Here is a 15,912-nt window from a genome sequence, read left to right as displayed (position 1 = left end):
CAATCCTCATTGTTGACGTACGATTCATGCGATCGATCGCAGGTGCAGATCATTCACAACGCTGAGCTCTCGATCCACATCGTCAGCGCCAGCCGATGTTCACCGGAAGACTTTGCCCAGGAGTCGTTACTTGGCCGATGCCTGACCCGGCCGGAGCACAAGGTTTACAAGAGCACCATTCATTGCAGCAACCACGAATCGCTCGCAATCACCTACAACTCCGCGATCGAGAGTTCACCGCCAACCACGGTGCTGGTGTTCTGCCACGACGATGTGGACCTTGGTGCTGAACACCTCGGTTCACAACTGCAGGAGGCCTTGGCCCGCTTTGATGTGGTGGGTGTGTGCGGCAACCAACGCCACCAAAGCGGGCAGGTGGCCTGGTGGCTGGATCCCTCCAGCGGCCAGTGGGACCATGCCTACTTGAGCGGCGCCATCCGCCATGGATCGCTCGGGTCAGCGGTACCGACCGTTTTTGGTCCCACACCCATGCCGGTTGAATCCCTTGACGGCGTGTTCATCGCAGCGCGGGCCGACACTCTTCAGCGTTCAGGCGTGCGCTTTGACCCACGCTTTGCCTTCCACCATTACGACCTGGATTTCTGCCGCTCGGCCCTCCAGGCGGGCCTGTGTCTCGGGACATGGCCGTTTCCGTTGATCCATGCAAGTGGCGGAATGGCCGACGGTGCGCTCTGGGATCGTTCGGTGCAGGCTTATCTCGGCAAGTGGAGCGAGCCTCAAACCTTGTTTCGCTCGGCGCGGGCTCTTGAAAAGGCGCAGGCCTGGCCAGAGGCCGAACAGCTCTATCGCCAACTGCTGCAGCTCACACCGAACCATGGTCCTGCTCAGCTGCAGCTGGCCAACGTGCTCCACCGACAAAACCGACAACTTGAGGCCTTCAGGAGCCTCGATGCCCTGCTGCAGACCACAGACAGTTCATGCTCCAACGGCCTGCGTGCCCGCGCCCAGACCAATCGCGGCGCCCTGCGTCAGCTCCAAGGTGATCTCGATGGCGCGGTCGCTGACCACAGCGAAGCACTGCGACTGGAGCCCAGCCTCACCATCGCCGGCGACAACCTGCTCGCGCTCGCGCTGCAACTGCGCAGCCTGGGGTTCACCCGCCAGGCCCTTGAAGCCTTACGGGTGATCCTGCGTGCCACGCCACAGCGTCCTGATCTGCTGTTGCAGCTGGGCAGCACCTTGATGGAACTGGGCCGAGTGGAGGCTGCCGTGCCCTGCTTTCGTCGCCTGCTGCGCCAGAGGCCAGAGCTGCCAGAAGGTCACTACCAACTGGGGCAAGCCCTCGCGGCCCTGGGTCACACCGAAGCCGGTCTTCATGCACTGAACACAGCCCACACCCTCGCCCCAGAGGCCACCGACGTACTCACAAGCCTCGAATGGCATCGCCTCAGCCTCTGCGACTGGGATGACTACGACCGCCGTGCCGCTCGGATGCTCAGCCAGTTGCAGCGCTACGCCGAGAGCAGTGATGGCCCCCTGGTCGCCCCCCTCACCGCATCTTTGTTTGCACTTCCACCCGCCCTTCACCGTCGCCTGGGTGAACGCTGGAGCGAACCCACCCGCGCTCGCATGGCCCGCCGGCGCTTACCGCCACCACCCCGTGTCAATGGCCAACGCCTGCGCATCGGCTACCTCTCAGCCGATTTCCGTGACCATGCCATGGGCCATCTGATCCATGGCGTGTTCTCAAAACACGACCGAAAACGCTTCGAGGTGTTCGCCTATTCCCTCAGCGACATTTCCGATCCGGTCAGCGCGGCGATCCGCAAGGGCGTGGACCATTTCAAGGTCGTGGCAGCAGACAGCAGCGAGGCGATCGCCCAGCAGATCCGGGCCGATGGCATCGATGTGCTGATCGACCTGATGGGCCATACCCACCATGGGCGTCCGGACGTGTTGGCCCGCAGGCCTGCGCGCTTGCAACTCCATTACCTCGGGTACCCGGGATCACTGGGCGCCGACTGGATCGATGGGGTGATCGCCGATACCTGGTTGATCCCACCAGAGCACGACTCCCACTACAGAGAAACAGTGCACCGCCTGCCTTGGGCATTCGTGAGCTCAAGCGCATTGAAGGAGTGCAGCGATGCAGCCCAGCCAGCACTGACTCGCAACGACATCGGCCTGCCGGAGAACGCCGTGGTGTTCGCCTGCTTCCACCGACCCGAGAAGATCACACCGATGCGATTTCACTGTTGGCTGGAGATCCTGCACCAGGTGCCGGATGCGCTGCTTTGGATCATCAATGATCAGCCTTTGGTAGAAGAGCACCTGCGCGAGAAAGCCAGAGCAGCGGGGTTGGGGCCGCAGCGCCTGGTCTTCAGCCCAAAGCTGGAGAGCGCCTTGTTCTCTCAGGCCTGCAGCCTCGCCGATTTACTGCTCGACACCAGCCCTTACAGCTCTGGGGCCACGGCGGTGACTGCACTGGCCGCCGGCCTTCCCCTGTTGAGTTGCCCAGGCGAGAACTTTGCCTCGCGCATGGGCGCCAGTCTCTGCGCCGCCACAGGGCTCAACGAGCTGATCTGCTCGACACCCGAGGCTTACCAGCAGACAGCCATCGCCCTGGGCCGTCAACCTGCCGAACTGAGGCGCCTGAGCCGCCATCTGCTTGATCAGCAACACAACCTGCCTCTGTTCAACACGGCTGCCTGGGTCGGGCACTTGGAAGGCCTGCTGGAACAACTCGTGCACTGAATGAGCAGACGTCACCCTTGTCGAAGGATTCAAATCCCACGACAAATCATCAAAAAGAGAGCTGAAAGAATTTCACCTCGCTAGAAATTATTTGTTGTTTGCAGGTTCGCCTCAACACCTGCAATGCGGAATCACCAAGCCTCTGAGTCTGTTTCGATCGCTGCGTCGTCGGGACTCGCAAGTTGGCTGCGAGAAGTCAACGTCTCACTGGCCTTCAGCACGTACCGCGCCAATCGCCTGCTGCTGCTCGGAACCGACGCAACCGACAAGCCGCAGCTCAAGCTGAACGAACGGCTCTTTGATCGGCCGATGGGACTGTTCGTGAATGGCGAAAGCCTCTGGATGGCTGCTCGTTGCCAGCTCTGGCGCCTCGACAACCTCCTCGCGCCAGGCCAACTCCATGAGGGCGGTGATCGGCTGTATGTACCCGCGGCCAGCTTCACCACCGGTGAGGTGAACGCGCACGAAATCGTGCTCGGCGCCGACGACCAACCGATCTTTGTGAACACAGCCTTCAGCTGCCTGGCCACTGTTGCTCCGCGCTGCAGCTTTGCACCCACCTGGGCTCCACCATTCATCACCCAATTCGCTGGCGACGACCGCTGTCACCTCAACGGCCTTGCCCTCAAAGACGGCCTCCCTACCTGGGCAACCGCTTTCTGCAGCAGCGGTGATCCCTCCTCCTGGCGCGCCCAGCGCAGTGCAGGCGGAGTGGTGATTCACATTCCATCAGGTGAGCTGGCGGCCACCGGTCTGGCCATGCCCCATTCACCCCGCTGGCACGACGGCAAACTCTGGTTGCTCAACTCCGGCACTGGCGAACTCGGGTGGATCGAGGACGGCCAATTCCGAGCACTCTGCAATCTCCCCGGCTTTGTACGGGGTCTGGCCTTCGCCGCAGGCTGCGCCGTGGTGGGCCTCTCCAAGCTGCGCTCACCCGAGTTCACCGGCCTGCCGCTCGAGGAGCGATTGAATGCCGCGCGAAACCCTGGTGGCTGTTGTGGCTTGCGTGTCATTGATCTCGCCAGTGGCGAGATCGTGCACAGCCTGGACCTCCCCGACCCCATTGATGAACTCTTTGATGTGGCAGTGCTGCCGGGAGTGCGCCAACCGCGGGCTCTTGGCCTGCAAGGCGAGGAGATCGATTGTCTGGTGAAAATTCCTGATCAGCCAGAACTGTTGCATGTGCGCCCTATGGCGCCCAGCGGCAAGCCACACCAAGGGCCAACCCTGAGGCCCTTCGGGTTGCCGCAACCCTCCACACCCACTCCCCCTGCCGAGTCCCACAACGACACACCTACATCCCCCGGCACCCCGATCCGCTATCAGCGGGTGTTTCACCTCACCCCCGCCAACCTCGCCCCATACGCCGAGCTCACATTTCCCTCGCTGGCAGCAGGCAGCACGGCCATCACCCGCATCAAGGGTGAACTTCTGGGCCTTTCGGCCATGGCCTCTGGTGTGATGGTGGGCTTGGCGATTGCCGAGCGTCAGGCTGATGGATCAGCCCAGCTGCTCTCCCTCAAGGTGGATGTGCGTTGGCGACGACGCGGTATCGGCACCGGCCTTTTGCAGCGGCTGATGGTCTTTCTGGCCAAGGAGGGCATTGCCCCCCTCACCCTCCGCTACAAGGCCAGCCCGGACCTCAGGACCTGCTTTGAGCCGATCCTTACTCGGCTCGGCTGGAGTCAACCCCGCACCGATTTCGTGCTGCTCGAGGGCCGCAGCCACCAGCTCGCCGCCATCGATTGGGCCGATCGCTTTCCCATTGCTACGCCTTATCGCCTACTCCCCTGGCATCAGCTCAGCGAAATGCAGGTCAACCAAGCCCGCGCCCTCGGCGCTCCCACCGAACTGCAACCCCCTGTTGATCAACGCGAGCTCGAACCGGCCATCAGCCTCGCCCTCCTGCATCACGACGCCCCGGTGGGCTGGGTGCTGGCTCACCGCACCGGAGCTGGCAGTGTTCGCTACTCCAGCCTGTTCGTCGCCACGAACCACCGCGGCCGCGCTCGCGCTCTGAGCCTGTTGGCTGAGGGCTTCCGCCGCCAGAACGCTGCTGCCATCCCCACCGCGCGTGCCGCCATCGATCGCCGGAACGCCGCGATGCTGCGCCTGCTCAAACGCCATCTCGGCGTTCACCTGATCGCCATCGGCCATTCCCGCCGATGTCAATCACCCCCGATCAAATCGCTTCAAGCCACACCCAACACAAGCGGATCGACCGAGCGATGACTCAACTGCTGCTCACAGGCGCCTCCGCATCCACCCATGCCAACCTCAGTGAGGCTTTGTTGTTGGTGGAAGGTCGCCTGGCGACCTGGAGCAGCAATCAAGTCTCCTTTAATGACCTGCTGCGCCAGGCGTTTGGGGTGCCTCCACGCACCAGCGCCAAGAGTGCCGCTCTGCTGGCCTCGCTCCAAGCATCCGGTCTGGGGATCAGCGTCCAGATCCTGGACGCCACAACGATGGATGGCCTGATTGCTGCTTACACCAGCGCAGCGCCGGATGGTGGCGAACGCATCTACCTCAATGCCGCCTGGCTGGAGCTGGCCACCGCTGAGCAGATCGAGGCCGTGCTGCTCGAGGAACTCGGCCATGCCATTGATCGGCGCCTCAACGGCTCAGCCGACACGGCTGGAGATGAAGGCGCAATCTTTTCGGCCCTGTTGCGCGGAGAAAGACCCGATCCCGCGGCTTATCGAGAAAAAGACCAACGGATCCTCATTCTTGATGGCATCGCCGTTGCGGTGGAGGCCTCACTCGACACCACCCGGCCCACCGGCAGCCAGGGCAGTTTTGCGACAGCTCCCGCCTACGCAGCAGCTGTCACCAATCCCTTTGGGATTACGAATGTTGGCTCCTTCGCCAGCCCTGCCTTTGCTGATGCCGATAACGACGGTGATCTTGATCTCTTCATCGATAACAGTGCCGGCAAAACCCTTTTCTTTCGCAACACCGCCGCTCCAGGCAGCACCACTCCTGCTTACGCCACAGCTGAAACCAATCCCTTTGGGATTACGAATGTTGGCTCCATCGCCAGCCCTGCCTTTGCTGATGCCGATAACGACGGTGATCTTGATCTCTTCATCGGCAACAGTGCCGGCAACACCCTTTTCTTTCGCAACACCGCCGCTCCAGGCAGCACCACTCCTGCTTACGCCACAGCTGAAACCAATCCATTTGGGATCACGGTTGTAGATCCCGACGCCAGTCCGGCCTTTGCTGACGCCGATGGCGACGGGGATCTTGATCTCTTCATCGGCAACAAAGACGGCGACATCTTCTTCTTCCGCAACACCGCCGCTCCAGGCAGCACCGAGCCCGAATTCGCCGCAGCTGAAACCAATCCCTTCGGGATTACGGATGTTGGCTACGGTGCCAAACCTGCCTTTGCTGATGCCGATGGCGATGGCGATCTCGATCTTTTTATTGGCAACACAGCCGGCGACACCGTCTTCTTCCGCAACACCGCCCCTCCAGGCAGCACCACTCCTGCCTACGCCGCAGCTGTCACCAATCCCTTAGGGATTACGGGTGTTGGCTACGGTGCCAAACCTGCCTTTGCTGATGCCGATGGCGACGGTGCTCTCGATCTCTTCATCGGCAATATCTCCGGCAACACCCTCTTCTTCCGCAACACCGCGCCCACACCCGTAGCACCGGTTGACTCCACAACCCAAGACGGCTCCTACGGCATTGGCTCGGTCATCAATCTCACCGTTGCCTTTTCAGAGACTGTTGTTGTCGACATCACAGGCGGTACACCTACTCTTCAATTGGAAACTGGCAGCACCGATCGCAAAGCGATCTTGGTATCCGGCTCAGGCAGCTCCACCCTCACCTTCCGATACATCGTTCAAGAAGGGGATACTTCCGCTGATCTTGATCAGCTTTCCTCAACAGCACTCGAACTCAACGGCGGCATCATCGCCGACGCCGCAGGTAACAACGCCATCCTTACCCTCGCTGAACCAGGCGAACAAGGATCGCTAGGCGACAATGCCGCACTGGTGATCGACACCACCCGGCCCACCGGCAGCCAGGGCAGTTTTGCGACAGCTCCCGCCTACGCAGCAGCTGTCACCAATCCCTTTGGGATTACGAATGTTGATGACTTTGCAACCCCGGCCATTGCTGACGCCGATAACGACGGTGATCTTGATCTCTTCATCGGCAGCATCGACGGCGACATCTTCTTCTTCCGCAACACCGCCGCTCCAGGCAGCACCGAGCCCGAATTCGCCGCAGCTGCATTCAATCCCTTCGGGATCACGGTTGAAGATCCCGCCGCCAGTCCGGCCTTTGCTGATGTCGATGGCGACGGCGATCTCGATCTTTTTATTGGCAATTTCTTCAACATCCTTTTCTTCCGCAACACCGCCGCTCCAGGCAGCACCACTCCTGCTTACGCCACAGCTGAAACCAATCCCTTTGGGATCACGGTTGTAGATCCCGCCGCCAGTCCGGCCTTTGCTGATGTCGATGGCGACGGTGATCTTGATCTCTTCATCGGCAGCATCGACGGCGACATCTTCTTCTTCCGCAACACCGCCGCTCCAGGCAGCACCGAGCCCGAATTCGCCGCAGCTGAAACCAATCCCTTCGGGATTACGAATGTTGATGACTTTTCAACCCCGGCCATTGCTGACGCCGATGGAGACGGCGATCTTGATCTCTTCATCGGCGTCATCGACGGCAACACCTTCTTCTTCCGCAACACCGCCGCTGCAGGCGCCACCACTCCCGCTTTCGCCGCAGCTGAACCCAATCCCTTCGGGATTACGCGTGTTGATTCCAACGCCAGCCCGGCTTTGGCTGACGCCGATAACGACGGCGATCTTGATCTCGTCATCGGCAATATCTCCGGCAACACCGTCTTCTTCCGCAACACCGCGCCCACACCCATAGCCCCCGTCGCCTCGACCACCGCGAACGGCTCCTACGGCATCGGCGATGTCATCGACCTCACTGTTACTTTCTCAGAAGCCGTTGTTGTCGACACCACAGGCGGCACACCCACTCTTCAGCTGGAAACAGGAACCATCGATCGCAAAGCGATCTTTGTATCCGGCTCAGGCAGCTCCACCCTCACCTTCCGTTACACCGTTCAGGAAGGGGATACTTCCGCTGATCTTGATCAGCTTTCATCAACAGCACTCGAACTCAACGGCGGCAGCATCGCCGATGCCGCAGGGAACAACGCCATCCTTACCCTCGCTGAACCAGGCGAAGCCGGATCGCTAGGCGACAATGCCGCTCTGGTGATTGACGGTGTGGTGCCAACTGTCACTGGCGTTGACTCCACCACAGCAGATGGCACCTACGGCATTGGCGATGTCATCGACATCACCGTTGCCCTTGATGAGGTCGTGTTCGTCACAGGCACGCCCACTCTTCAGCTGGAAACAGGAACCATCGATCGCAAAGCGATCTTTGAATCCGGCTCAGGCAGCTCCACCCTCACCTTCCGTTACACCGTTCAAGAAGGAGATACTTCCGCTGATCTTGATCAGCTTTCATCAACAGCACTCGAACTCAACGGTGGCAGCATCGCCGATGCCGCTGGTAACAACGCCATCCTCACTCTCGCTGAACCAGGCGAACAAGGATCGCTAGGAGCCAATGCCGCACTGGTGATCGACACCACCAGACCCACCGGCAGCCAGGGCAGTTTTGCGACAGCTCCCGCTTTCGCTACAGCCGTCACCAATCCCTTTGGGATTACAGATGTTGACGAAGCCAGCCCTGCCTTCGCTGATGCCGATAACGACGGTGATCTGGATCTCTTCATCGGCAGCAAAGGCGGCGACACCTTCTTCTTCCGCAACACCGCCGCTGCAGGTAGCAACGCTCCCGCTTACGCCGCAGCTGAAACCAATCCCTTTGGGATTACGAATGTTGGCTCCATCGCCAGCCCTGCCTTTGCTGATACCGATAACGACGGTGATCTCGATCTCTTCATCGGCAATGGCCTCGGACTCACCCTTTTCTTCCGCAACACCGCCGCTCTAGGCGCCACCTCACCCGCTTTTGCCGCAGCTGAAACCAATCCCTTCGGGATTACGGATGCTGATTCCATCGCTAACCCGGCTTTTGCTGATACCGATAACGACGGTGATCTCGATCTCTTGATCGGCAATGGCCTCGGACTCACCTTTTTCTCCCGCAACACCGCCGCTCCAGGCAGCACAGCTCCCGCTTACGCCGCAGGCGTCATCAACCCCTTCGGGATTACGAATGAACCCGTCTTTGCCAGCCCTGCCTTTGCCGATGCCGATGGCGACGGTGATCTGGATCTCTTCATCGGCAACAAAGGCGAAATTGTCTTCTTGCGCAACACCGCCGCTTCAGGCAGCACCACTCCTGCCTACGCCGCAGCTGTCACCAATCCCTTCGGGATCGGGGATGTTGGCTCCTTCGCCAGCCCGGCTTTTGCTGATGTCGATAACGACGGTGATCTCGATCTTTTTATTGGCAATAAAGCCGGCGACACCGTCTTCTTCCGCAACACCGCGCCCACACCCATAGCCCCCGTCGCCTCGACCACCGCGAACGGCTCCTACGGCATCGGCGATATCATCGACATCACTGTTTCCTTCTCAGAAGCCGTTGTTGTCGACACCACAGGCGGCACACCCACTCTTCAGCTGGAAACAGGAACCATCGATCGCAAAGCGATCTTTGAATCCGGCTCAGGCAGCTCCACCCTCACCTTCCGTTACACCGTTCAGGAAGGGGATACTTCCGCTGATCTTGATCAGCTTTCATCAACAGCACTCGAACTCAACGGCGGCAGCATCGCCGATGCCGCAGGGAACAACGCCATCCTTACCCTCGCTGAACCAGGCGAACAAGGATCGCTAGGAGCCAATGCCGCTCTGGTGATTGACGGTGTGGTGCCAACTGTCACTCGCGTCGACTCCACCACTGCCGACGGCTCCTACGGCATTGGCTCGGTCATCAATCTCACCGTTGCCTTTTCAGAGACTGTTGTTGTCGACATCACAGGCGGTACACCTACTCTTCAATTGGAAACTGGCAGCACCGATCGCAAAGCGATCTTTGTATCCGGCTCAGGCAGCACCACTCTCACCTTCCGATACATCGTTCAAGAAGGGGATACTTCCGCTGATCTTGATCAGCTTTCCTCAACAGCACTCGAACTCAACGGCGGCATCATCGCCGATGCCGCAGGTAAAAACGCCATCCTTACCCTCGCTGAACCAGGCGAAGCCGGATCGCTAGGCGACAATGCCGCTCTAGTGATCGACACCACCAGACCGACAGGCAGCCAGGGAAGTTTTGCGACAGCTCCCGCCTACGCAGCAGCTGTCACCAATCCCTTTGGGATTACGAATGTGCGCTTGCAAGCCAGCCCAACCCTCACCGACATTGATGGAGACGGCGACTTCGATCTCTTCATCGGCGGTGCAGACGGCGAGATCCTCTTCTTCCGCAACACCGCCGCTCTAGGCGCCACCTCACCCGCTTTTGCCGCAGCTGAAACCAATCCCTTCGGGATTACGGATGTTGCAGATAGATTTATCGCCAAACCTGAATTTGCCGACATTGATCGGGATGGCGATCTTGATCTCTTCATTGGTGACACCTTCGGAAGCACTTTCTTCTTCCGCAACACCGGCTCAGCCGATACTCCGGCGTTCATACAAGAAGGTGGAGACACCCCCTTCGGAATCCCCATTGTCATCAATGCCAGCCCTGCCTTTGCTGACGCCGATGGCGACGGTGATCTTGATCTCTTCATCGGCAACAGTGTTGCGAATAGAGGAGACACCTTCTTCTTCCGCAACATCGCCGCTCCAGGCAGCTCCGAGCCCGAATTCGCCTCAGCTGTCACCAATCCCTTTGGAATTACGGATGTTGGCTTTTCTGCAAACCCGGCCTTTGCTGACGCTGATGGAGACGGCGATCTTGATCTCTTTATCGGCAACAGCGCCGGCAACACCCTCTTCTTCCGCAACACCGCCGCTCCAGGCGCCACCTCACCCGCTTTTGCCGCAGCTGAAACCAATCCCTTCGGGATTACGGATGTTGGCTCTGCTGCTAAGCCCGCCTTTGCGGATGCCGATGATGACGGTGCTCTCGACCTCTTCATCGGCAATTTCGACGGCAACACCCTCTTCTTCCGCAACACCGCGCCCACACCCGTAGCACCGGTTGACTCCACAACCCAAGACGGCTCCTACGGCATTGGCTCGGTCATCAATCTCACCGTTGCCTTTTCAGAGACTGTTGTTGTCGACATCACAGGCGGTACACCTACTCTTCAATTGGAAACTGGCAGCACCGATCGCAAAGCGATCTTTGTATCCGGCTCAGGCAGCACCACTCTCACCTTCCGATACATCGTTCAAGAAGGGGATACTTCCGCTGATCTTGATCAGCTTTCCTCAACAGCACTCGAACTCAACGGCGGCATCATCGCCGATGCCGCAGGTAACAACGCCATCCTTACCCTCGCTGAACCAGGCGAAGCCGGATCGCTAGGCGACAATGCCGCTCTAGTGATCGACACCACCCGGCCCACCGGCAGCCAGGGCAGTTTTGCGACAGCTCCCGACTACGCAGCAGCTGTCACCAATCCCTTTGGGATTACGAATGTTGGCTCCTTCGCCAGCCCTGCCTTTGCTGATGCCGATAACGACGGTGATCTTGATCTCTTCATCGGCAACATTGCCGGCAACACCCTTTTCTTTCGCAACACCGCCGCTCCAGGCAGCACCACTCCTGCTTACGCCACAGCTGAAACCAATCCCTTTGGGATCACGGATGTTGAGTTCAACGCCAGCCCGGCTTTTGCTGATGCCGATGGCGATGGCGATCTCGATCTTTTTATTGGCAACAAAGCCGGCGACACCGTCTTCTTCCGCAACACCGCCCCTCCAGGCAGCACCACTCCTGCCTACGCCGCAGCTGTCACCAATCCCTTAGGGATTACGGATGTTGAGTTCAACGCCAGCCCGGCTTTTGCTGATGCCGATGGCGACGGGGATCTTGATCTCTTCATCGGCAACAAAGACGGCGACACCGTCTTCTTCCGCAACACCGCCGCTCTAGGCGCCACCTCACCCGCTTTTGCCGCAGCTGAAACCAATCCCTTCGGGATTACGGATGTTGGCTACGGTGCCAAACCTGCCTTTGCTGATGCCGATGGCGATGGCGATCTCGATCTTTTTATTGGCAACAAAGCCGGCGACACCGTCTTCTTCCGCAACACCGCCCCTCCAGGCAGCACCACTCCTGCCTACGCCGCAGCTGTCACCAATCCCTTAGGGATTACGGATGTTGGCTCCCGTGCCACACCTGCCTTTGCTGATGCCGATGGCGACGGGGATCTTGATCTCTTCATCGGCAACAGCGTCGGCAACACCCTCTTCTTTCGCAACACCGCCGCCACACCCGTAGCCCCTGTCGACTCCACCACCCCTGATGGCACCTACGGCATCGGCGATGTCATCGACATCACTGTTTCCTTCTCAGAAGCCGTTGTTGTCGACACCACAGGCGGCACACCCACTCTTCAGCTGGAAACAGGAACCATCGATCGCAAAGCGATCTTTGAATCCGGCTCAGGCAGCTCCACCCTCACCTTCCGTTACACCGTTCAGGAAGGGGATACTTCCGCTGATCTTGATCAGCTTTCATCAACAGCACTCGAACTCAACGGCGGCAGCATCGCCGATGCCGCAGGGAACAACGCCATCCTTACCCTCGCTGAACCAGGCGAACAAGGATCGCTAGGAGCCAATGCCGCTCTGGTGATTGACGGTGTGGTGCCAACTGTCACTGGCGTTGACTCCACCACTCCTGACGGCACCTACGGCATTGGCTCCGTCATCAACCTCACCGTGTCCTTTGATGAGATCGTCTTCGTCACAGGCACTCCCGCACTTCAACTCGAAACCGGAACCATCGATGGCAAAGCGATCTTCACCTCCGGTTCAGGCACCAACACCCTCACCTTCCAATACATCGTTCAAGACGGTGATTCCTCCGCTGATCTCGATCAGCTTTCCTCAACAGCACTCGAGCTCAACGGCGGAACCATTCAGGATGCCGCAGGTAACAACGCCATCCTCAATCTCCCTAACCCAGGCGCAGCAGGCTCTCTCAGCAGCAATGCCGATCTGGTGATCGACGGCATCAAGCCCACCGTCAGCACGGACACCCGCACATACGTTTTAGAAGCCAGCAATCCTTTCGGAATTTCCGATGTCGGCCTCTCCGCCAAACCCACCTTTGCCGACATTGATGGCGACGATGATCTTGATCTCTTCATCGCCAATCGAGCTGGCAACACCCTCTTCTTCCGCAACACCGCCGCTTCAGGCTCCACCGCTCCCGCCTACGCACCAGCTGTCACCAATCCTTTCGGGATTACCGATGTAGGCCGCGCCGCCAGCCCAACTCTCACCGACATTGATGACGACGGTGACCTTGATCTCTTCATCGGCAATCGAGCCGGCAACACCCTCTTCTTCCGCAACAACGCCGCTCCAGGCTCCACCGCTCCCGCCTACAGCCAAGAACGCGGGGCCAACGGTGAACCCAATCCCTTCGGAATCACCGACGTGGGCCGTTTCGCCAAGCCCTCCTTTACAGATACCGATAACGACGGCGATCTCGATCTCTTCATCGGCAACCTACGCGGCAACACGCTCTTCTTCCGCAACACCGCTGCTGCAGGCTCCACCGCTCCCGCCTACGCACCAGCCGCCACCAATCCCTTTGGAATCAACGATGTGGGCCTCTCCGCCGCCCCCGCCTTCACCGATATTGATGGCGACGGCGATCTTGATCTCTTCATCGGCAACAGAGACGGCAACACCCTTGTCTTCCGCAACAACGCCCCTCCAGGCTCTACCGCTCCCGCCTACAGCCAAGAACGCGGTGCCAATGGTGCACCCAATCCCTTTGGAATCACTGATGTGGGCTTCAACGCAAGCCCGGCCTTTGCCGATCCTGATAACGACAGCGACCCTGATCTCTTCATTGGCAATGCCGCCGGTGACACCATCTTCTTCCGCAACACGGGGGCTGCTCCTGGCGTGAACACTTCCGCCATCAATGGCATCTACACCATCGGTGCTGTCATCAACCTCACCATCGGCTTCTCAAAACCCGTTGTCGTTGACACCACTGGCGGCACACCCACTCTCCAGCTCGAAACCGGCAACATCGATCGCAAAGCGGTCTTCATCTCCGGCTCAGGCACCAACACCCTCTCCTTCCAATACACCGTTCAAGACGGTGACACCTCCGCTGATCTCGATCAGCTCTCTTCCACAGCACTCGAACTCAACGGCGGATCCATCACCGATGCCAACGGCAATCCAGCAATCCTTTCACTCCCTCAACCCGGAACAGCGGGGTCCCTCAGTGACAATGCCGATCTCATCATCGATACCAACGATCTCATCACCTCAACGATCAGGTCCTCCGAAAGCCTGACCCTTCCAGACGGTCTTGCAAACCTGATCCTCACTGGCACTGCCAATCTCAATGGCACTGGCAATGACCTGGACAACAGAATTGAAGGCAATTCAGGTAAAAATCGCCTCAACGGCAAAGGCGGCAACGACACACTCATCGGCAAAGAAGACAAAGACAAACTCACCGGCGGCAGCGATGCCGATACTTTTCTCTTTCAATCCATCAATGACTCCGGCATAACCAATGCAACAAGAGATCAGATCACTGATTTCACAGCAGACGACACCATCGACCTCTCACGTATTGATGCCGATCCAAACACGAACGGTGATCAAGCCTTTGTCTTCATTGGATCCGATCGCTTCTCAGACATTGGCCAGGCAAGGTTTAACAACGCTGTCCTCAGACTCAATATTGACGACGACCTCTTTGCTGACTTTCAAATCAACCTCAAAGGAATCACTGACTTACCCGACAACTCTTTGATCCTCTGATTCAGACAAACCACAACGGGCAGGGTCAGCGCAACCTTCAAAGCTGCGAATCACCCCTGACCCGTTCGCGCGATATCGAGCACATCCGCCATCGAACGGATCTGATCCATGGTGCGCTGCAACAGGTCGGCCCCAGCCAGCTCCACGCGCAAATCGATCCGGGCTGGTTTGCCATAGGTCGTTTTCACACGCGCATCACTGACGTTGATCGATCCATCCGAAAGACGCATCAGGATGTCCTTGAGGATGCCCACTCGGTCGATCACCTCGATGCGCAACTGCACCGGGAAGCGCTGTCCATTGCGGGCATTGGCTGGATTCCAACGCACCGGTCGCCAAGCGCGAACCTCGCCATGAAGCCGCCATCGACATGCTCCATTGGTGCGCCAGGCGCCCGATGAAAACAGTCCCCGCCGACGAGCTCAGCACTGAGCTGTCTGAATCGCGAAGGTCATTGTTCAAGAGCTGCCAAGAGCATTTCGGGGTGACGCCCACACAGCTGCAAGGGTCCATGCACCTACCTAGACGGAGTGCGCATTGACCGCAACCAATTCGGGGAGCTTCCCAAAAAAACGGCTTCAAAAGCGAAATACAGGCCGCGATGCAGCCTGCACTCACGCCAGCCAAAGCAGATTCGCGTACCGAGCGAGCACAAATCGTGCACTATCGGGCGCACACGGGGGCTAACCGCAACTGAAAAACCTTGAAAATTGGTGAGAATTTTCTGAGAACTGGATGGTAGCTGGCTCCTACCAAGCACAAATACCTAGCGAACAACGCATTGCACGCCCTGAGGAGGTTCAGCGATGTCGATGACTCAGCTTGGTCCTGACGTCGATGGGAAAGCTGTCGACAACGACTTCTTGCGACCAGTCGGCCTCACCATCTTCGATACCACGGTTGCCACAGGTGCAATCAACAATCAGGGCACTGGCTCCAGCTCAGGTCACAAGCAAATCCAGTGGGATACGGCCTCCTCCCGCAGCCGACTCGCCCTGGCAGACGATGCCGCTTCCCTAACAGCTGGCGAAACCACAACGCTCAGCTTCTTCCACTCAGGATCATCAATCAACTTCGCTGCTGAAGGCCACAAAGCATCTGACGGCACACTTTCCAATTCCTTTGAATCCAGCAGCCCCTATTCCACCATCCTCACTGCAATCCTGAGCAGAATAATCGTCGGCTTCATATCTGCAGCAACCAATAATAGAGCAGCCAGGCAAACAAATTAGCAGCAATATTTACC

4 protein-coding genes and 1 pseudogene are annotated in these 15,912 nt (G+C 58.8%); 4 read left to right on the top strand and 1 reads right to left on the bottom strand.

The window, feature by feature from the left end; genetic code table 11:
* Positions 1 to 12 precede the first annotated feature (12 nt).
* The 3 genes from ACLM45_RS10540 (at position 13) to ACLM45_RS10530 (ending at position 14,666) form a co-directional block, all read left to right on the top strand.
* Positions 13 to 2,715, top strand: coding sequence for a tetratricopeptide repeat protein (locus ACLM45_RS10540; protein ID WP_415409206.1), 2,703 nt, complete (start codon positions 13 to 15; stop codon positions 2,713 to 2,715).
* A gap of 123 nt (positions 2,716 to 2,838) precedes the next feature.
* Positions 2,839 to 4,950: a TIGR03032 family protein gene (locus ACLM45_RS10535; protein ID WP_415409205.1), complete on the top strand. Its 2,112-nt coding sequence runs from the start codon at positions 2,839 to 2,841 to the stop codon at positions 4,948 to 4,950.
* The gene (locus ACLM45_RS10530) at positions 4,947 to 14,666 is read left to right on the top strand and encodes an FG-GAP-like repeat-containing protein (protein ID WP_415409204.1); all 9,720 of its coding nucleotides are present in this window, start codon (positions 4,947 to 4,949) and stop codon (positions 14,664 to 14,666) included. The genes ACLM45_RS10535 and ACLM45_RS10530 overlap by 4 nt, the downstream gene beginning before the upstream one ends.
* A 50-nt stretch (positions 14,667 to 14,716) precedes the next feature.
* Here the strand turns inward: ACLM45_RS10530 and ACLM45_RS10525 are convergent.
* Positions 14,717 to 14,998 (bottom strand): annotated as a pseudogene (locus tag ACLM45_RS10525) (ACT domain-containing protein); the annotation flags it as partial.
* 474 nt (positions 14,999 to 15,472) lie between these two features.
* Between ACLM45_RS10525 and ACLM45_RS10520 the strand changes: the two are divergent.
* Positions 15,473 to 15,898: a hypothetical protein gene (locus ACLM45_RS10520; protein ID WP_415409203.1), complete on the top strand. Its 426-nt coding sequence runs from the start codon at positions 15,473 to 15,475 to the stop codon at positions 15,896 to 15,898.
* The last annotated feature ends 14 nt before the right edge of the window (positions 15,899 to 15,912 follow it).

Source organism: Synechococcus sp. A10-1-5-9, assembly GCF_047716785.1.
Lineage (GTDB): Bacteria > Cyanobacteriota > Cyanobacteriia > PCC-6307 > Cyanobiaceae > Synechococcus_C.
This window is presented reverse-complemented; position numbering and strand designations above follow the sequence as displayed.

Coding starts and splice junctions, on each gene's coding strand:
- ACLM45_RS10520 (WP_415409203.1), top strand. CDS start 15,473: ATGTCGATGACTCAGCTTGGTCCTGACGTCGATGGGAAAGCTGTCGAC.
- ACLM45_RS10530 (WP_415409204.1), top strand. CDS start 4,947: ATGACTCAACTGCTGCTCACAGGCGCCTCCGCATCCACCCATGCCAAC.
- ACLM45_RS10535 (WP_415409205.1), top strand. CDS start 2,839: ATGCGGAATCACCAAGCCTCTGAGTCTGTTTCGATCGCTGCGTCGTCG.